The sequence below is a fragment of the Haloarcula sp. H-hyl6 genome (assembly GCF_056934455.1).
This window is the reverse complement of the sequence record NZ_JBRIIK010000001.1, coordinates 1,453,229-1,471,522: the sequence shown is the minus strand read 5'-3', so window position 1 is coordinate 1,471,522 and position 18,294 is coordinate 1,453,229. Positions and strand designations below refer to the sequence as shown.

General features: G+C 68.3%; 22 protein-coding genes. 13 read left to right on the top strand and 9 right to left on the bottom strand.

All coding sequences use genetic code 11. The annotated features are described in order from the left end of the window. Window positions 1-139: 139 nt before the first annotated feature. Window positions 140-1,186: a DNA repair and recombination protein RadA gene (gene radA, locus Hhyl6_RS07795; protein WP_483738648.1), complete on the top strand. Its 1,047-nt coding sequence runs from the start codon at window positions 140-142 to the stop codon at window positions 1,184-1,186. Window positions 1,187-1,523: 337 nt separating this feature from the next. On the opposite strand, the gene Hhyl6_RS07790 is transcribed toward radA, so the two are convergent. Further along, on the bottom strand, window positions 1,524-2,576 hold the full coding sequence (locus Hhyl6_RS07790; RefSeq protein ID WP_483738647.1) for an aldo/keto reductase: 1,053 nt from the start codon (window positions 2,574-2,576) through the stop codon (window positions 1,524-1,526). Window positions 2,577-2,642: 66 nt separating this feature from the next. Next, a complete protein-coding gene (locus Hhyl6_RS07785; RefSeq protein WP_483738646.1) occupies window positions 2,643-3,653 on the bottom strand; it encodes a CPBP family intramembrane glutamic endopeptidase in 1,011 nt (336 codons plus the stop codon). Between the two features lie 132 nt (window positions 3,654-3,785). Between Hhyl6_RS07785 and Hhyl6_RS07780 the strand changes: the two genes are divergently transcribed. The 6 genes from Hhyl6_RS07780 to Hhyl6_RS07755 all read left to right on the top strand — a co-directional run bounded on the left by Hhyl6_RS07780 (window position 3,786) and on the right by Hhyl6_RS07755 (window position 7,213). Continuing rightward, window positions 3,786-4,688, top strand: coding sequence for an acyltransferase (locus tag Hhyl6_RS07780; RefSeq protein WP_483738645.1), 903 nt, complete (start codon window positions 3,786-3,788; stop codon window positions 4,686-4,688). A 76-nt stretch (window positions 4,689-4,764) separates the two neighbouring features. Beyond that, complete coding sequence (locus Hhyl6_RS07775) at window positions 4,765-5,013, top strand: DUF7577 domain-containing protein (protein WP_483738644.1); 249 nt, start codon at window positions 4,765-4,767, stop codon at window positions 5,011-5,013. A gap of 30 nt (window positions 5,014-5,043) precedes the next feature. After that, on the top strand, window positions 5,044-5,751 hold the full coding sequence (locus Hhyl6_RS07770) for an Nmad3 family putative nucleotide modification protein (protein ID WP_483738643.1): 708 nt from the start codon (window positions 5,044-5,046) through the stop codon (window positions 5,749-5,751). 73 nt (window positions 5,752-5,824) lie between these two features. Next, window positions 5,825-6,511 carry an RAD55 family ATPase gene (locus tag Hhyl6_RS07765; RefSeq protein WP_483738642.1) on the top strand — a complete coding sequence of 229 codons (687 nt, stop codon included), beginning with the start codon at window positions 5,825-5,827 and terminating at the stop codon, window positions 6,509-6,511. Then, window positions 6,508-6,918, top strand: a complete 411-nt coding sequence (locus Hhyl6_RS07760; RefSeq protein ID WP_483738641.1) for a DUF8057 family protein — start codon at window positions 6,508-6,510, stop codon at window positions 6,916-6,918. Before Hhyl6_RS07765 ends, Hhyl6_RS07760 begins: the two co-directional genes overlap by 4 nt. Window positions 6,919-6,973: 55 nt before the next feature. Beyond that, window positions 6,974-7,213: a DUF7120 family protein gene (locus Hhyl6_RS07755; RefSeq protein ID WP_483738640.1), complete on the top strand. Its 240-nt coding sequence runs from the start codon at window positions 6,974-6,976 to the stop codon at window positions 7,211-7,213. A 71-nt stretch (window positions 7,214-7,284) separates the two neighbouring features. Here the strand turns inward: Hhyl6_RS07755 and Hhyl6_RS07750 are convergent, their stop codons facing one another. Then, window positions 7,285-7,572: a DUF5789 family protein gene (locus tag Hhyl6_RS07750; RefSeq protein ID WP_483738639.1), complete on the bottom strand. Its 288-nt coding sequence runs from the start codon at window positions 7,570-7,572 to the stop codon at window positions 7,285-7,287. 146 nt (window positions 7,573-7,718) lie between these two features. Between Hhyl6_RS07750 and Hhyl6_RS07745 the strand changes: the two genes are divergently transcribed. The 5 genes from Hhyl6_RS07745 to Hhyl6_RS07725 all read left to right on the top strand — a co-directional run bounded on the left by Hhyl6_RS07745 (window position 7,719) and on the right by Hhyl6_RS07725 (window position 9,998). Next, window positions 7,719-8,492: a PHP domain-containing protein gene (locus tag Hhyl6_RS07745; protein WP_483738638.1), complete on the top strand. Its 774-nt coding sequence runs from the start codon at window positions 7,719-7,721 to the stop codon at window positions 8,490-8,492. 54 nt (window positions 8,493-8,546) lie between these two features. Then, window positions 8,547-8,711, top strand: a complete 165-nt coding sequence (locus Hhyl6_RS07740) for a DUF6757 family protein (protein WP_483738637.1) — start codon at window positions 8,547-8,549, stop codon at window positions 8,709-8,711. A gap of 93 nt (window positions 8,712-8,804) precedes the next feature. Next, entirely contained in the window at window positions 8,805-9,272 is a 468-nt protein-coding gene (locus tag Hhyl6_RS07735; RefSeq protein WP_483738636.1) for a cupin domain-containing protein, read from the top strand. Window positions 9,273-9,309: 37 nt separating this feature from the next. Then, window positions 9,310-9,450, top strand: coding sequence for a hypothetical protein (locus tag Hhyl6_RS07730; RefSeq protein WP_483738635.1), 141 nt, complete (start codon window positions 9,310-9,312; stop codon window positions 9,448-9,450). A 53-nt stretch (window positions 9,451-9,503) separates the two neighbouring features. Beyond that, the gene (locus Hhyl6_RS07725) at window positions 9,504-9,998 is read left to right on the top strand and encodes an HPP family protein (RefSeq protein ID WP_483738634.1); all 495 of its coding nucleotides are present in this window, start codon (window positions 9,504-9,506) and stop codon (window positions 9,996-9,998) included. On the opposite strand, the gene Hhyl6_RS07720 is transcribed toward Hhyl6_RS07725, so the two are convergent. Genes Hhyl6_RS07720 through Hhyl6_RS07705 form a run of 4 tightly spaced genes read right to left on the bottom strand, consistent with a single transcriptional unit; the run spans window position 9,995 to window position 12,548 of the window. Further along, window positions 9,995-10,708, bottom strand: a complete 714-nt coding sequence (locus Hhyl6_RS07720) for a type 1 glutamine amidotransferase (protein ID WP_483738633.1) — start codon at window positions 10,706-10,708, stop codon at window positions 9,995-9,997. The two genes, Hhyl6_RS07725 and Hhyl6_RS07720, sit on opposite strands and share 4 nt — an antisense overlap. A gap of 59 nt (window positions 10,709-10,767) precedes the next feature. Further along, on the bottom strand, window positions 10,768-11,214 hold the full coding sequence (locus Hhyl6_RS07715) for a DUF2085 domain-containing protein (protein ID WP_483738632.1): 447 nt from the start codon (window positions 11,212-11,214) through the stop codon (window positions 10,768-10,770). A gap of 10 nt (window positions 11,215-11,224) precedes the next feature. Next, on the bottom strand, window positions 11,225-11,746 hold the full coding sequence (locus Hhyl6_RS07710; RefSeq protein ID WP_483738631.1) for a zinc-ribbon domain and TM2 domain-containing protein: 522 nt from the start codon (window positions 11,744-11,746) through the stop codon (window positions 11,225-11,227). Window positions 11,747-11,771: 25 nt separating this feature from the next. Continuing rightward, complete coding sequence (locus Hhyl6_RS07705) at window positions 11,772-12,548, bottom strand: alpha/beta fold hydrolase (protein WP_483738630.1); 777 nt, start codon at window positions 12,546-12,548, stop codon at window positions 11,772-11,774. 82 nt (window positions 12,549-12,630) lie between these two features. Between Hhyl6_RS07705 and Hhyl6_RS07700 the strand changes: the two genes are divergently transcribed. Then, a complete protein-coding gene (locus Hhyl6_RS07700) occupies window positions 12,631-14,493 on the top strand; it encodes a cation:proton antiporter domain-containing protein (protein WP_483738629.1) in 1,863 nt (620 codons plus the stop codon). Here the strand turns inward: Hhyl6_RS07700 and Hhyl6_RS07695 are convergent. Together Hhyl6_RS07695 and alaS are read right to left on the bottom strand one after the other, a co-directional pair. Further along, window positions 14,481-15,374, bottom strand: coding sequence for a DUF4013 domain-containing protein (locus tag Hhyl6_RS07695; protein WP_483738628.1), 894 nt, complete (start codon window positions 15,372-15,374; stop codon window positions 14,481-14,483). The genes Hhyl6_RS07700 and Hhyl6_RS07695 overlap by 13 nt on opposite strands. A 101-nt stretch (window positions 15,375-15,475) precedes the next feature. Further along, complete coding sequence (alaS, locus tag Hhyl6_RS07690) at window positions 15,476-18,259, bottom strand: alanine--tRNA ligase (RefSeq protein WP_483738627.1); 2,784 nt, start codon at window positions 18,257-18,259, stop codon at window positions 15,476-15,478. Window positions 18,260-18,294 lie beyond the last annotated feature (35 nt).

Below are 18,294 nucleotides of genomic sequence, written 5' to 3'. Positions count from 1 at the left end.
ACGCGCCGTCACCGGGCGGACTCCCCTTCGCTTCTAAACCTCCCGATGCCGCTCCGTACTGTCACCTCGCCGTCCCGCAGTTTCACTTTCACCACGCTGTTAACGGGGGTTTATATGTTACCGGGCAAAAGTCGTATCCATGTCCGCAAGCGAGGACCTCGAAGACCTGCCGGGCGTCGGTCCGGCCACAGCAGAGAAGCTCAAAGAGAACGGATTCGACTCCTACCAGGGTATCGCCGTTGCCTCCCCTGGCGAACTGTCGAACACGGCCGACATCGGCGAGTCCTCGGCCGCCGACATCATCAACGCCGCCCGCGATGCCGCCGACATCGGTGGCTTCGAGACGGGTGCCACCGTCCTCGAACGCCGCGAGCAAATCGGGAAGCTCTCGTGGGGCGTCGACGAGGTGGACGACCTGCTGGGCGGCGGCGTCGAGACTCAGTCCATCACCGAGGTGTACGGCGAGTTCGGGGCCGGCAAGTCGCAGGTGACCCACCAGCTCGCCGTCAACGTCCAACTGCCCGCCGAACACGGGGGCCTGGAGGGGAGCGCCATCTTCATCGACTCCGAGGACACCTTCCGCCCCGAGCGCATCGAGCAGATGGTCGAAGGGCAGGACGACGAGGTGCTGGAGGACACGATGGTACTCCACGGCGTCGCCGAGGAAGGCGAGGCCGACGCCACCGACGAGGCGATGCTCGACGCCCTCGTCGAGTCCGTCCTCGACAAGATTCACGTCGCGAAGGCGTTCAACTCCAACCATCAGATTCTGCTGGCCGAGAAGGCCCAGGAGATAGCCAGCGAGACCCAAGACGAGGAGTTCCCGGTCCGCTTGCTCGCCGTCGACTCGCTCACCGCGCACTTCCGCGCCGAGTACGTCGGCCGCGGTGAACTCGCCGAACGCCAGCAGAAACTCAACAAGCACCTCCACGACCTGATGCGCGTCGGCGACCTGAACAACACCGCCGTCCTCGTCACGAATCAGGTCGCCTCGAACCCCGACTCCTTCTTCGGTGACCCGACCCAGCCCATCGGCGGGAACATCCTCGGGCACACCTCCACCTTCCGCATCTACCTCCGGAAGTCCAAGGGCGACAAGCGAATCGTCAAACTCGTCGACGCGCCGAACCTGCCCGACGGCGAGGGCGTCATGCGCGTCGAGGAAGGCGGCCTGATGAACGAGTAACGCGACCCGCTCTCTCCCCCTGTTTTCTACCGCACAGCGACTGCACTCTGAGCCAGACGTCTCACTCCGCCGGAACCTGTGACGTGCCCCCACGTCTCGAACCCCTTCGTTTCACCTCGAACCCGCTCCCGTACTGCGTCTTTCGGGCGTCTGACGGACCGGAGTGAAAGTGAATCGGGAGACGGCGAACCACCAGAGGGCGATACATCTCCTGTCGAAACGAGGGGGTTGTGGGAGAAAACCACACGACGGCGGTGCGAAGACGGTGTTCCCGAGAGCCCCAGTCTATCGTCTCCAGATGCTGGCAGGTTCGCGGGTGGTCCGGGAGGCGTCGGTGTCAGTCGCCGGCCGACTTCATGCCGGTCCCTTCGAGGTCGTCGCCGCCGACGGAGGAGCGCAGGGCGTCCATCCCGTCGTCCCGGTCGATGCCGAAGTTGTCGGCGTAGCGGTCCTGCACTCTCTGGAACTCCTCGTCGCTGAGTGGCGGCGTGTCGGGGGCGGCGGCCCACTCGTCGATGTCGTCGGGGGTTCGGAACGTCGGCGTCACCGACGCGACCTCGTCGTGGGCGAGGAGCCACTGGATGGCGGCCTGCCCCATCGTCCGCTCCCCATCGCGCTCGAGGAAGCGGATGGTCTCCAGTTTCTCCCACCCGGTCTCGTACCACTCGGTCGGGCGGTGCGCGCGGTGGTCGCCCTCGCCCAGTTCCGTTTCGGGGGTGACCTGCTCGTTCAGCAGGCCCGAGGAGTGGGGCACCCGGGCGACGATGGACGTGTCGGCGTCCCGTTCGCGGATAGTGTCGACGAAGTGCCGACCCGGCGTCTGCTCGAAGAGGTTGAACACGGTCTGGAGGACGTCGAACTCCTCGGCGACGGCCGCGTCGCCCTCGGCCAGCCAGCCGATGGAGGGGCCCAGCGCCCAGCCGATGGCCTCGACTTTCCCCTCCTCGCGGAGTTCGTCCAGCGTCTCCAGTACGTCCTCGTCTACCTCGTCGACGTTGGCGTTGTGGAGCATCAGCACCTCGACGTGGTCCATGTCGAGGCGGTCGAGCGAGCGGTCGAGCGCGGTGCGAACCCACTCAGGTGTGACCTTCTTCGGCAGTTCGCCGTGGCCCGCCTGCGGGTTGTTGTAGAAGTCGTAGCCGACCTTCGTGGAGACGGTCACTTCGTCGCGGACCTCGGCCAGCGCCTCGCCGACGAGTTCCTCGCTGTCGCCGTGGCCGTAGACGTCGCCGGTGTCGACGAACGTGACGCCTTGGTCGACGGCGTGCTGGACCATCTCGACGGCGTCCTCGCGCGTGCGGTCGCCCCACCAGTCCGTCCCGACGACCCACGCGCCGAAGCCGACTTCCGAGACGTCGACGCCCGAGTTCCCGAGGGTATCGTACTTCATAGTGGCGTGTTAGGTAGCTCCGCACTTATCCGTCGTGGTTCGTCGCCCGGAGTCGGTCCGCGGCCCCTAGGAGTCTATCGAGCGCCGCCGAATCCGGAGGTCCGGCGTGGCGACGTCCGCCAGAATCTCGACGCCGCCGTACTCCCGCCGGACCCACCACGCGAGCGCCGCCGAACCCACGACGAGTAGCGGGAGCGCGACGAGGCCGCCCTCGGGACCGAACGCGCCCCCCGTCACGAGCGCCGGGCCGGTGGACTCGGTGGCCAAGAGGGCCGCGCCGGTCCGCAGGCCGCTGACCGGGAAGTCCCACAGCGAGAGCGTGTAGTTCCACGCGACGTGGAAGCCACAGGCGATGGCGAGACGGCCGGTGAGGACGTAACACGCGCCCAGCAGGACCCCGTACAGCGTGATGTTCGCGGTGCTGAGCAGCGAGGCGCTGGGGTTGGTCAGGTGGACGACGCCGAACAGCGCCCCGGTGGCGAGGGTGGCGGCGACCACCGCTCGCCGCTTCCCGACCGTGCCCGCGAGGCCTTCGGCGAGATTCGTCAGGAGGTAGCCTCGGACGATGGCTTCCTCGGTGGTCGCCTGCACCAGAAAGAAGGGGAGGAGGAGAGCGAGGCGGGCCAACGCCCCGGTGGACCCGAACGCGAACGTGTCGCTGGGACTCGTCGGTAGGACGCCCGTGACGGTGACGAACCCGACGGCTACCTCCGCGACGAGGGCGAGCGTCGGCAGTGCGAACCCGAGCGCCAGTCCGAACCCGGCGTCGCGCCACCACTGCCGGTCCGGTGCGAGGCCGTAGTCCGCGAGCGTCCGTCGGTCGAGGAGGTAGCCGATGCCGAGTGCGACGACGAGCGAGGCGAGGATGAGGCCCACCTGTCGGACCATGCCGTAGAGCGCCGGGACGAGGCCGTCGCCGGTCGGGAGCGGGACCGTCCCGGCGACGGCGCTGACGACGATGGCCCCGAACCCCGCGAGGAACATCCAGACGACGATTCGCCACGGCGTGCGCAACCGTCGCTCGGCAGGGTTGACGAGGTAACCCCGCACCTCCATGATGAAGTCCGACCTGACCATGCCGGCGTGTCGGTCGGCGTCGGTTTATACTGTTGGCTCCCGTCGCCCGGTCTGGTGGTAGTGACGCCGGTGTCACCGGCTATCGGTCACGTAACGGAAACCCATATCTGCCCCCACGGCGACGTAGGTGACATGACCAAGCGCCACGTATCGTTGCCGCCGCTCGCCGAGGAGGGACTCCGGGCGTTCATCGACGAGGTGGACGAACGACTCTCGGGCGAGGAGGACACCTGCGACGTGGTCACCGACGTCCTCATCGACCTCCACGGGGACCGGGACGCCTACGAACGCTGGCAATCCGGTGAGGACATCTCTCCGGCCGAACGGGTCCGCCTGCAGGGGTACGATCCCTGTAACACCACGCTGGAGAGCGAGTACTACGCCGAGAAAGACGAGGAGAAGTTCAAGCGCTCGAAGCACCTCCAGTGGCTCTGGCGCCAGTTCGACGCCACGCCGATGGCCGACAACGTCGAGTTCGCGCTCCGCTTCCGCCGGATGCTGGCCGACCACCTGTTCGAATCCTGCGGGGAGAACTGCCGCTTCTTCAAGGGCATCTCCTTCACCTACGGCCACAACATCGAAATCGGCGACAACGTGGTCGTCCACGACGACGTCCACTTAGACGACCGCGGCAAACTCACCATCGGGGACCGCGTCTCTATCTCCGACGACACGCACATCTACAGCCACGACCACGACGTCGTCGACCAGACGCACGTCGACAACTACCACACCATCGTCGAGGACGACGTGCGACTCACCTACGACTCGATGGTCCGGGCCGGTGTCCGCGTCGGCGAGAACGCCATCCTCGCCGCCAAGTCCATCGCCGGCAGCGACATCCCCGCTCACCACATCGCCGCCGGCACCCCCGCCAAGTCCATCGCCGTCAAGGACGGGTGGGAGTCGGTGGCCGACCCCCTCGAGGACGCGAACGCCGACCGCCGCGAGGAACGCCGACTCGACTACGAGATGCCCGAGACCGTCGACCAGTTCGACGAGTTCCAGCGCAATCTCACGCCGCCGGACCGCTGAGCCGCGGCGCGCGCCTCAGTATCACTCCTGAAACTGCGGCCCGAACACCGAAGTACCGCTCCGACAGAGACACCCCATGGAAACCTGGGTGTGGCTCACCGCGTACGTCGTCGGGTTCGGGCTGTTGCAGCTCCTCCTCTACCGGTACTTCAGGCGGAGCGACCCGTCCCCGGAGACCACGGAGGGTCGCGTCGACCGGGGCGGCGGCCGACGGACGCCGGTGTCGTCCCCCGACGGGACGGTCCACTGCCAGCACTGTGGGACGGCCAACGAGGCCCACCGGATGGTCCGGTACTGCCGGTCCTGTGCGGCGTCGCTCCGGTAGCCACTTGGCCGGGCGGGCCGAGGGTGGCGTATGCGGAGCGTCGCCATCAACGTCGGGGCCAACACCAACGAACCCGGGTTTCGCGGGCCACTGTACCCCGACGGGACCTTCGAGTACATTCCGATTCCGGAGTCGAAACCGACCGCCCAGCCAGTGCCGACCTACGCCGACCTCGCACTCGACACCGACGTCGGCGACGTCGCCGACCGACCGGTCCACTTCGACCCCGAGTTCCCCGAAGCGGGCGGCGAGCGCTACACCTACGGCGACGAACACGGCGTGAAGGCCGGCCCGCTCTCGGACCTCTCGGCCGGGGACTACCTCTTCTTCTACGCCACGCTGACGACCACCGGGGACGTGCCCGACTGGGCGCCGCCGTCGTGGGGCGCCTTCGTCGTCGGGCACTTCCGACTCGCACGGGACGCCATCACCGGCGAGCAGTACCGCGCGATGGACGACGACGACCGGGCCGTCTTCGACTCGAACGCCCACGTGCAACGGGCCGAGTTCGACGCCCGCGTCCTCGTCCTCGGGGACCCGGAGAAGTCGCGACTCTACGAGACGGTGGTGCCGTTGTCGGCACCGACCGGCGGGACGGACGCCAACTGGCTGGTCACCGAGCGCTCGTCGGACTCGGGGAAGGGGCCGTGGTGGCGGCGGCCGATGCGGTTCGACGAGTCGGGGACGGAGACGCTGCTGGGGTTCGTCGACGACCACCCGAGCGCTGTCGAGCGGTGAGCGCGCCGAGGGAGTTATCACCGGTGAAAACGGAGCATCAAGACATATGTCCAGACGCGCGCATGCTGGTGGTATGCGTATCTCCAGCGGTGTCCCGGGCTTCGACGAACTCGTACAGGGGGGGTTGCTCACCGACCGCCTGTACGTCGTCAGCGGGCCACCGGGCAGCGGCAAGACGACGTTCTGCTCGCAGTTCATCACGCAGGGGGCCAAATCGGGCGAGACGTGTCTCTACGTGACGATGCACGAGACGAAGACGGAACTGATGCAGGACATGTCGGGCTACGAGTTCGGCTTCGACCGGGCGATGCAGTCCGACGCCGTCCAGTTTCTCAACCTCGTCACCGAGAGCGGCAAGCGCACCATCACCCAGTTCGGCACCGACGGCGGCCTCACCAACCGACTGGTCGCCTACATCGAGCAGAACGACATCCAGCGGGTGGTCATCGACTCGACGATGCTGCTCCAGCACTTCATGAACGACGTGGACAGCGAGATTACGGGCTTCCTCTCGGCGCTGAAACAGACGGAGGCGACCACGTTGCTCATCTCCGAGATGACCGACCCCTCATCCTACAGCGACGAACACTACCTCGCCCACGGCGTCGTCTTCTTCCACAACTTCCTCGAAGGCGGGAGCATGACCCGCGGCGTGCAGGTCATCAAGATGCGCGGGACGGCCATCGACTGTGACATCCGAGAGATATCGTTCAGCGACCGCGGGTTGCAGGTCCACGCCGACACGAAGGTAGAGACATGAGCCGCTACGAACGCGAGTTCGACACCGACTGGGACGCCCTCGACAAGGACGAGGGGACCGACCGGGCCTACGCCATCGGCGTCGCCGAACGCCTCGGCGAGTACAACCGGGAGGAACTGGAGGCCATCTACGCAGAGATGGACTCCGCGTACCACCGGAGCATGGTCGAACTCGCGTACGACGAGGGGCGCAACGAGGCCAAGGCGGCCGCCGAGAGGGGGGGCGGCGACGGCGACGCCGTCTGGGCCGAACTGGTCGAGGGCGAGACGACGTTCGTCGAACCCGACGGCGTGCGGACGGGTGGCCGCGACGGCCTCCCGAAGGCGCTGGAACCGACGGAACTGCTCGACCGGCAGAGCGTCGACAGCACCGACGCCGTGGACCGGCCGGACTTCCTCGAACGGTAGCTATCGCCGGTCCCGCCAACAAGGCTTATAAACACGACCGGACAAGCCGCCGCGTATGAGCAAAATCAAGGTCGAGTTACCTGACCAAGTCGACTCCGACATCCAGCGCCTCGTCGACCAGGGCGAGTTCCTCAACCGCGACCAAGCCGTCGAGGACCTCCTCGCGCGCGGCATCTCCGCGTACAACACCACCACCGAGGAGTCCGAGACGGAGATGGACGACGACATGTTCGGGCAGACTGCGGCCGAACAGCAGGACCCCGCCCTGCGGGACGACGACGAGTTCGGGTTCTGACCGGCGCAACCGCTCGCCGGTGAACGCACGCAAAAACGGTTGAGCTGGGGCCTGCGTGGGCGGTGTCCGCCTCAGAACGAGACTTCTTCGGGACCGTCCTCGCCCATGCAGACGGGGTCGCGGTCCGAGTACCCCTTCCGGCCGATGGCCTTGCTCGAGAGGCCCGCGTACGCGGTCAGCCGCGCGTCTTCGGCCGTCTCGAACGTCTCGGGTGCCGACCGACTGAGCGCGTCACGCAGCGTCTCCGTGCCGTTGGGCAACTCCAGTGTCATGTCGCCCTCGGCCTCGATGAGTTCCTCGGTGGTCATGGGGTAGTCGTACGCTTCGAACGCCTCTGCCGCGTTGGACATCATTCGCATACGACGGAGAAGTGCATGGTAGTTAATAAACCTTCACTATTGATAATGTTAATATACCTTAGTGCGTTTAAGGCACGTACGAGCCACGGTCGCACGACCCACGGCCCGGTAGGAAGTGGCTTGTCGCTGGGGCCGGACCGTCCGCTATGGTCGTCGCGGACCTCCACGTCCACACCACACGCTCCGATGGGTCGCTCACGCTAGAGACGCTGCCTGCCGCCGCCGAGAGGGCGGGCGTCGACGTCGTCGCCGTCACCGACCACGACAGGGTCAACCCGGCACTCTCCGCGCCGGTGACGACGCGCGACGGCGTCACCGTCGTCCACGGCATCGAACTCCGCGTCGAGGCCGCAAACCAGCGACTCGACCTCCTGGGGTACGGCGTGGACCCGACCGACGCACTCCGCGAGGAATGCGACCGCATCCAGCGGGACCGGCGCGAGCGAGGGCGGCGTATCATCGAGTGCGTCGAGGACCGGCTCGGGGTCTCGCTCCCGGTCGAACCCCGGCCGGGACTGGGCCGTCCGCACATCGCACGGGCCATCGCCGACGTCTCCGAGTACAGCTACGAGGAGGCGTTCGAGGACCTCATCGGCGACGACTGCCCGTGTTTCGTCGCCCGCGAGGTCCCCTCGTTCGAGCGCGGCCGGCGGTTGCTCGCGGACGCCTGCGGCGTGGTCGGTCTCGCGCACCCGTTCCGCTATCCCGACACCGAGGCCGCCCTCTCGCTGTGTGACTCTTTGGACGCCGTCGAGCGGTGGTACCCCTACGGCCGCGCCGTCGACACCGCTCTCGTCGACGACGCCGTCGAGACGTACGACCTCCTGCCGACCGGCGGGAGCGACGCCCACGACGAGACGCTCGGACAGGCGGGCCTCGACAGGGCGGCGTGGGAGCGCGTCCGGGACGAAATCGTCTGACGACTGGCAGACGCAAACCGAGGATTCAATGCGCTACGGTCCCAACTGTCGGGTATGCAGTGTCACTACTGCGACCGCGACGCGGACGTCGCCGTCGAGAGCGACGGCGTCAAGGTCGGGGTCTGTAAGACGCACTTCCGCGAGCAGATGGCCGAACTCGAAGACGCCGACTGGCTCGCAGACCTCGACGAGGAACTCGACATCGACCGACGGGAGTAGGTCGTCGCGGCCACGGACGCGGTCGCGTTGCCCGCCCACCGACGGACCGCCCTCCCGGACCAACGTTTTGTCTCTCGGCGCACAGGCCCAGGTATGGAACGCGTCAGTCTCGACGCCGTCGACGACCGGATGGGACCGGCCGCCGTCAAGCGGTCCCTCTCGAACGCGCTCGACACCACCGAGGTTGCGCTCAACTACTACGAACTCGCTCCCGGCGAGACGTTCGGACTGGGCTATCACCGCCACCCCGAACAGGAGGAGGTGTTCTACGTCCGCTCGGGCACCGTCACGTTCGAGACGGAGGACGGCGAGGTCACCGTGGGCCCCGACGAGGCGGTTCGATTCGCCGCCGGCGAGTGGCAACTCGGACGCAACGACGGCGACCGACGCGTCGTCGCGCTGGCGATGGGCGCGCCGAAGGACGAACGCGAGACGGAGATGGTCCGCCACTGCACGGACTGCGGCGGACGGACCGAGCAACGCGTCGAGTTGAGCGACGACCGTGAGGCCCTCGTGACGCTCTGTACGGAGTGTGACGCCGAGACGGGGCGGTTCACCTGAGTAACACTTACGTTCCGCACCGCCGTCGCTCTGACCGATGCTCTCCATCGGTCAGAAACTCGTCGCCCTGATAACCCTCGTGTTGCTCGTCGCCGTCGTGGCCGTCTTCTCGCCGGTGTTCGCGCTCATCACGCTGTTCGTCGCCGTGCCGCTGGCTATCGCCATCCTCCGGCGGTGACGCCGTCGCTGGAACGTCACCGTTTTGTCCGACGACAGGGACGTACGGCCACCGTGGTCGAACCGTACACGCGCCGAGTGTGGCTCAGGCGGGCCGTCAGAGTCGGCGCGCTGCTCTCGACGCTCGGTGCGGTGGTCTGGCTCAGCGGCCTCCCCTTCCTCTTCCCGAGTCTCGGGCCGACGGCGTACCTCTTCGCCACCCGACCGGCCGCGCCGGAGTCCGCCGTCCGTCGCGTCGTCGGCGGGCACGTCGTCGGCGTCCTCGCCGGGTTGCTCGCGTACCACGCCGTCGCCGGCGGCGTCGTCATCACCGCGACGATGGGTGCCGGCACAGTGGGAACGCTCCGACTGGTCGTCAGCGGCGTCGTCGCCGTCGCCCTGACGACGGCGGGGATGCTCCTGACGGACACCGGCCACGCCCCGGCCTGCGCGACGACGCTCATCGTCGGCCTCGGAATCCTCTCCTCGCCGACGCAGGGGGGTATCATCGTCCTCGCCGTCGCGGTACTGGCCGCAGAACAGGAACTGCTGGTCCGACTGGGCCGCTAGTCGTCGCCGGCGACGCGGGCGGCGTCGCCCTCCGTCACCCGCCGGGTCCGCACGTAGTCGGTGAAATTGTCGAACACCTGCTTGGCCTCGCAGGCCGCCCGGTAGTTCTCCTCGGTGATGCCGTCCAGCACCTGCTGGATGCGCTCGTCCGGTAGGTCCTTCCCTCTCGTCACCGTCTCGGCGGTCTCGGGGTCGTACTCGGGGTGGAACTGCACCGCGAACACGTCGCCCTTCCGGAAGCCGTGGACGCCGTAGTCGTTCTCCGCGAACAGCTGGGCACCCGGCGGTATCTCGGCGACGTGGTCCGAGTGGGTCGTGAAGACGGTGAATTCCTCGTCGACCCCCGAGAGCAGGGGGTTCTCGCCGTCGTGTTCGACGGTCCGGTAGCCGATTTCGTACTCCGGCATCGCCTCGACGCGGCCGCCCAGCGCGTGGGCGAGCAACTGGTGGCCGAAACAGACGCCCAGAAACGGCAGGCCGCGGTCGACGGCGTCGCTCACCCACGCTTCGAGGTCGGCAATCCACGGTTCGTCCCAGTAGACGGAGGCCCGCGAGCCGGTGAGGAGACAGCCGTCGAACGCGAAGGTGTCGGGCAGTTCGCGCTCGGTCACGTCGTACTCCACGAGGTCGGCGTCCAGTTCCCGCCTGAAGTTCCGCCGGTTGTCCTCGCCCTCGTGGGCCGCGTTCAACAAGGCGATACGCAGACTCATCGATTGTAGGGAACGTGGCGAGGACCAAAAATGCCCGCTTCTACGGCAGGAACTGCCGTTCACTCCGACGCCAACCAGAGGCCCAGCGCCGCGAGCGACCCGTAGACGGTCGCGACAGCCACCAATCGCAGGTCTCCCGTCGTCAGGAACCACGGCAACGCCAGCCCGTAGGCGACACCGAGGAGGCCGCCCGTCGCCGTCCGGACGGCGTTGGTCCCCCGGCGCTCGCCGAGGGTCGTCACGGCCCAGTCGCCCAGCGCCGGGAGGGGACCGAGCGCGACGACGGGGAACAACGCGCCGCGACCGACGCCGAGCGAGAACGCCGCCAGACCCAGCGCGATGCCGGGGTAGACGCCCGAACAGCGGGCACAGAGGTGTAGCGTCCGACCGCCGACGGCCAGTCGGTGACAGCGGTGGCGCTCGGCGGCGGTGTGGTGCGAGAGGAGGTAGGGGGCCGCCGCGGCCAGTCCGCGGCGGAGTTCGTCGCGCAGTTCGGACCGTAACACGCTCGGCACCTCAGTCGCCGCCGTACTGGCGCTGGAACTCCTCGTCGGTCTTGGTCAGGTAGATGATGCCCTCGACGATGCCGACCAGCGCCGGGATGAACGTCCACGAGAAACAGAGGTAGAGGACGCCGAGGCCCACGTTCCCGAGGTAGAAGTGGTGGACGCCGAGGCCGCCGAGCAGGATGGCGAAGATGCCCGCTGTGACCCGGTCCACCTCCCGCGTGTCGCCGCCGGTCTCCGCCGGGGACGCGTCGTCCTGCTGAGCGCCGCAGTCGGGGCAGAACTTCGCACCCGCCGAAATCTGGGTGCCACAGGCGTGGCAGTACTTCTGCCCGTCGGCGGCGCTGGCCGACGCCTCGCCGTCGCCCTCGGCCACTCGCTCGCCCGTCTCGGGGTCGTACTCGGCCATCGAAGCGCCGTCGTCCGACCGTTCCTCGTCGGTCGGGTCCTCGCGGTCGTCGGTCGCCGAGTCGTCGTGCGCGGTCGGTTCGTCGTCGGAGGGCGGTCCCTCGTCCGGGTCGTCCGGGGACATGTCTCCCGAGTCGCCCGGGGAGTGGTTAAAACTCGTGGTCGGTGTGCTCGTCCAGAAACGCCGTCAGACGGTCGGTGAGCACCGTCGCGTGCTCCACGAAACAGCAGTGTCGCCCCTCGACGGCCTCGCCCGACCCGCGCGGGAGGTCCCGCACCAGCGACTCGGCGGCGTCGGCGGGTACCACGGGGTCGTCGACGCCGTAGTACACCTCCGTCGGCAGGGTCACCTCGTACAGCGGCGGGGCCTCGAAGGACAGGGCCGCGGCGGCCTGCGAGTCGAATGCCGCACCCGTCGCGTCGTCCGCGCGCCGCCATCCGGTGATGCGCTCTACGAGGTCGGGGGTGGCCTCGCGGAACGCCGGGGAGAACGCGCCGTCCAGTGACGCGTCGGGGCCGTCGTCGAGCGAGAGCGACCGCAGAGCGTCGCCGTCGACGGCGTCACCCGAGGCGGCGGTACAGTACAGCGTCAGCGTCCGCGCTCGATTGTACTCGTGGGCGTACCGCAGGGCAACCATCCCGCCGAGGCCCGCGCCGACGAGGTGTGCGCTGCCGACGCCGTGGTCCGCGAGGACGGCTTCGAGGTCGGCCGAAAGCGTCGCCACGTCGTACGGGCCCTCGGGGGCGTCGGAGTCGCCGGTGCCGCGCAGGTCCCACACCACCGTCTCGTAGGGGCCGGCCAGCGCGTCGTAGTGCCAGCCCCAGAGCCACGCGCCGTAGCCCACGTCGCCGACGAAGACGACGGTCGGCCCGTCGCCGTCGGTCTCGTAGTGCAGCGAGACGCCGCGGTTCGTTGCAGTCGGCATCACTCGGGATTCGACCGGGCCGCCGGTGGCTCTTTCGGTCGGCACTATTTAAGCCGCGCCGCCACGAACCTCTCCCCGGGTCGTGTCCACCGCCACGTCACTCGTCGGTGCCGTCGTGCTCGTCACCGGTCTGGGGGTCGCCGCGCAACTCGTCGCCGACCGGCTACAGGTCCCCAGCGTCGGGTTCCTGCTGGTCGCGGGTGTCCTCGTCGGCCCGCAAGGGTTCGGTTTCGTGCGCCCCGGCCTCTTCGGTGAGGCCGGGCTACAGGCCATCGTCGGTCTCAGCGTCGGTATCATCGTGTTCGAGGGCGCATTCCACCTCACCGTCGACCGGGTCCGCGAGGCGTCCCGCGAGGCGCTCGGACTCGTCACCGTCGGAGCCTTGCTGTCGCTCGCCGGCACGACGGCCGCCGTCCGTCTGGTGTTCGGCGTAGACTGGCCCGTCGCCGTCCTCGTCGGGTCGTTGCTCGTCGCGACCGGGCCGACCGTCATCACGCCCATTCTACAGGTCGTCCCGGTCCGTGACCGGGTCGCAGCGGCGCTGGAGACGGAGGGCATCATCAACGACGTGGTCGCGGCCATCCTCGCGGTGGCGACCTTCGAGTTCGTCGTCGCCGACAGTGCGACGCCACTCTTCGTCGTCGAAGCGTTCCTCCTCCGTCTGTTCGTCGGCGTCGCCGTCGGAGCGGCTATCGGCTGGTGCGTCGCGGCGTTGCTCGCCCGCCTCCGACTCGCCGCCGACACCGCGGCACAGAGCGCTCGGTTGGTCGTCCTGACAGCGGCGCTCGCCGCGTACGCCGTCGCTGGGTCACTGCTCTCGGAAGCCGGTATCGCGGCGGCGGCGACGGCCGGACTCGTCCTCGGGAACAGCGACATCCCTCACCGGGAACTCGTCGCGGAGTTCAAAGGCGGGGTGACGCTGTTCGTCCTCTCGTTCGTCTTTATCATCCTCGCGGCTCTCCTGTCGCTCGACGACATTCGTGCGCTCGGCGTCGCCGGACTGGGGGTCGTCGTGGTCGTGGTCGTCTTCGCGCGCTTGCTCGGCGCGCTCCTCGCGACGGCCGGCGGGTCGCTGGCCGCCAACGAACGTCTGTTCGTCGGACTACTCGGCCCCAGGGGTATCGTGCCCGCGAGCGTCGCGACGCTGTTCGCCATCGAGTTGCGGCCGGCGAACCCGACGGCAGCGACGGTACTGGTCGGGACCGTTTTCTCGGTCATCTTCACGACCGTCATCTTTCAAGGCGGTCTGGCCCGTCATCTCGCACAGGCGCTCGATATCGTGCCAACGCATACGCTCATCGTCGGCGCTGGCCGCGTCGGCACGGAACTCGCGGACAGGTTCGAGGCCCGAGGCGAAGAGGTCGTCATCGTCGACAAGGACGCCTCGGCCGTCGAACGAGCGCGCGCCACCGGCCACCGAGCGGTCCACGGCGACGCGACCGACGCGTCCACACTCGAGGCCGCCGACGCCGGACGGGCTAGCGTGGTCGTCGCGGCCACTGCGGACGACGACGTGAACCTGCTGGTCGCCCAACTCGCAGCGACCCGATTCGACGTCGAAACCGTGGTCGCGCGGGCGAACCAGCCGGACAACCTCGCGGCCTTCGAGGACCTCGACGTCGAACCCATCTCCGCCGGGTTCGCGGTGGCCGACGCCATCGACGACGCCATCGAGCGGCCGGCCCTGAGCCACTGGCTGGCCGACGCCGGCCGGACCGGCGACGTCCTCGAAGTCGAACTCCGGAACGACGCCCTCGCCGGCCAGCCCGTCGAGGCGGTGACCGACGACCTGCCCTCGGGCTGTCTGGTGGCGATGGTGAGTCGGGACGGCGAAGACAGAGTCCCGGACGGTGAGTTCACGCTGGCCACCGGCGACCATCTCACCCTCATCTGCGAAACGAACGACGCGCTCCGAACCGCTCGGGAGTACTGTCAGGGGGACTGAGTCGGCCGGACGACGGCCGCACGGTCCTCGTCGCCGCTCCGGTCGACGGCGGGGACGACGCCAGCCTCGGCGGCGGCCCGGTAGTGATAGCCCCAGAACGAGGCGAAGGCGTAGCCGACGTACGTCGAGACGAACGCCGGGCCGACCAGCGTCAGTATCGACGCCAGCCACAGCATCGTCGCGGCCACGAGGAGGACGGCCCACCCAGCGAACGCCTCCAGATACCGCTTCGAGGTGGCGAACGCGCCGGCGTGACGGCCGGAGAACGCCCGCGGGAACCGCCCGGTCGCCGCGTAGGCGGTCAGCACCGCCGGCGTCACGTAGAGGCCGGCGAAGGCGACGGCGGCCACCGCGACGTCGCGGACGGTCCCATCCAGACCGACCTGTTCGGCCACCGCCGCCACCGACATCCCGACGACGACGGTCCCCCCGCCGAGGACGACGAAGGCGAGGACGGCCCTGAGGCCGTCCAGAAAGAGGCCCGCGAACTCGTCGAAGGCGGGCGGGTCGGGCCGGCCGCCGGCGGCCGCGCCCGCGAGTCGGAACGTGTACCCGTAGGTGAACAGGCTAATCGGCGGGACGACGGCCCCCACGAGGGCGACGATGCTCCCCAGCAACAGCGGTTCGTAGTCCTCTCGGAGGGGGTAGGCCAGTCCGAACGAGAAGGCGTCGCGCTCGAACGGGTCCGTCTCCTCGCTCGGTTCGTGGACTGTCTCGGCACGCCGCTCGTCGGGCGTCTCCTCGGACTCGGCCGCGTCGCCGCCCGCCGACGCTCGCGTTCCGGCCGCCGCGGCCTCCGGTTCGTGGCGCTTGGTGCCACACTCGGGACAGAAGGCGTCGCTCGTCCTGACGCCGGCCCCGCAGGCCGTACAGTACGGCATATCGTCCAGTTGTTTCGCGGGGAGTAGTATCGTTCTTTCCCCGCGACAGGTCTCCGGTTCTAACGACCTCGCACGACGCAGAAGTGGGATAATTCGGCCGCTCAGACGTTCGCCACGGACTTGAGAATGTCCGCGGCGTCGTCGAGGGCGTCGTCGAGTGAGTCGGCGTCGGGGCCGCCGCCCTGTGCGAAGTCCGAGGGGCCGCCGCCGCCACCGCCGACGCGGCCGGCGAGTTCGCCGACGACTTCGCCGGCGTCAACGTCGACGCTCTCCGGGATGGCGACGACGAACTGCGCGCCGTCGCGGCCGGACCCGAGGACGGCGATTTTGCCCTGTTCGACCAGCGCGTTGGCCTGCGCGCGCAACTCGTCCATGTCGGCGTCGATGCGCTGGACGACGGCGGTGGTCCCGTCGACGTCCACCTCCTCCGTGTCGGCACCGCCGGAGGCCCGCGCCTCCGCGAGTTGCTCCTTGAGGTCCTCTATCTCCTTGCCGCGGGCTTTCCACTCGTCGAAGAAGCGCGCCGCGGTGTCGGGCACCTCCTCGGGTGCGACGTCGAGGACGTCGGCGGCCTCGTAGAGGGCGTCCTCGGTCCGCTGGGTCGACTCGATGGCCGCGTCGCCGGCCGCGAAGGTGAGACGGATGACGCCGTCCTGCACCCGTTCGGTGTTCAGCAGTTTGATGACCCCGATGTCGCCGGTGCGGGCGACGTGGGTCCCTCCACACGCCTGGATGTCGTCGGCGACCTGGATGAGCCGAATCTGCTCGCCGGCCGGGATGCCGCCCTGATACAGGTCGAAGCCGTGCTTCTCCTCGGCCTCGTTGCGGTCGGGCCACTGCTGGGTGACCGGCACGTTGTCCTGCACGAGGTCGTTGGCGAACCGCTCTATCTCCTTGACCTGTTCGCGGGTCACCGACTCGTAGTGGCTGACGTCGATGCGCGAGGAGTCGACACCCTTCTGCGCGCCGGCCTGCCGGACGTGGTCGCCCAGCACCTGCCGGGCGCTGTGGACGACGATGTGGGTCGCAGTGTGGTGTTGCATCAGGCGCTTCCGGCGGGTCGCGTCTATCTGGCCGCGGACGAACTCGCCCTTCCCGGGGTCCTCGTCGACGGTGTGGAGGATGACGCCGTCGTGACGCTGGACGTCCTCGACTTCGGCGGTCACGTCGTCGGTGGCCAGCGTCCCGTGGTCCGGCGGTTGTCCACCGCCCTCGGGGTAGAACATCGTCTGGTCCAGCACCACGTCGAACGTCCCGTCGTCGCGGTCGAACACCTCCAGCACGACGGCCTCGAACTCGGTTCGCTGTTGGTCCTCGTAGTAGAGTCGGTCGGTGTTCGGCAGTTCCGCGATGCGGTCGGCGTACGGGACGCCCTCGGTCGCGGCGGTGTCGTCCCCGCCGCCGTGGCGGGAGGCGACCACGGAGTAGAAGTCGTCGGGGACGTCCACTTCGACGCCCTTCTCCGCGGCTATCTCCTCGACCATGTCCGGCTGGATGCCGTGGGAGTCGTACAGTTCGACCAGTTCCTCGGTCGGGATGGGGTCGCCCTTCTCGGCGTACTCCTCGGCGAGTTGGCGCACGCGGCGGCCGCCCCTGTCGAGGGTCTCGCGGTACTTCTCGACCTCCGTGCGGACGATGTCGCGGACGGTGTCGCGGTTCTCGTAGTTCAGGCGCTCGGCCTGCATGTCGACCAACTCGTCCAGCGGTGCGTCGACGCCCACGCCGTCGACCAGTCGCTTGGTCCGACGGAGAACCATCCGGGCCAGATAGCCCGTCCCGACGTTCGAGGGGACGATGCCGTCGCCGAGCATGTACGCGAGGGTGCGGCAGTGGTCGGCGATGGCGTAGATGTCCTCCAGCGGTGCCGTCAACTCGCGCAGTTCCTCGACGGTGACGCCCACCTCGGCGGCGATGGTGTCGCGTTCGGCCTCGATGTCCTCGGCCTCGTCGATGTCCATCCGGCCCGCGAGTTTCGCGGCGTTGTGGACGATGGCCTCTTCCTCGTCGGTGAGTTCGACCCCGGCGTTGTCCTTGAGGAACTGTATCATGTCGGGGTAGACGGCCTCGTAGACGGTGGGGGTGCCCTGTGAGACCCACGTCCACCGCTCTAACCCGTAGCCGGTGTCGACGACGTAGGTGTCCATCTCCGAGTAGCGGTTGCCGTCCTTCATCTCGTACTCGCCGTCGGGGTCCTGCTCTAAGGACATGAAGACGAGCGTCGCCAGTTCCGCGCCCTCGTAGATGACCTCGAAGGCCGGGCCGGCGTTGCCGCCGCCGACCCACGGGTCCTCGATGAGCGTGAGTTCGTCGACGTCCGCGCCGAGTTCCTCGAACAGTTCGACGCAGTACGCGACCGTCTCCTCCTTCCAGTACACTTCGCCCTGATAGGCGTACTCCTCGGGGTCCTCGATGTCCTCCTTGGCGTTGAACGCGTGGTGGGCCATCATCTCGAAGGCCATCGTGTGCCGCCCGGTCTTGCCCACGTTGTCGATGTCCTGCATCCGGATACACGGCTGGGAGATACACAGCGGGTTCGCCGGCGGCGGCGTCGTCCCGCTGGTCACGAGCGGTTGGAAGTCGTAAATCGAGGCCTGGGTCAACAGGACGTCGTCGCGCCAGCGGTTGGCGGCGACCGGGTACGGGTCGATGCGGGTGTGGTCGCGCGCTTCGAAGAAAGAGAGGAACTCCTCGCGCATCTCCGAGAGGGTGAACTCCTCGTCGAACCCGGGGTTGTCGATGAAGCCGTACTCGGCGCACGGGGGCTCGCCGCAGGTGTCGCGGTCGGCGCGCGACCAGAACATGTCGCCACACTCCGCGCACTCCTGTCGATGGAACCCGGCCTCCTCGAAGTAGTCGAGTTGGTAGGCCTCGTCGAGGTCACTCATTGGGGTAGTGTTGGCCCAGCAGCGGGTAAAACAGT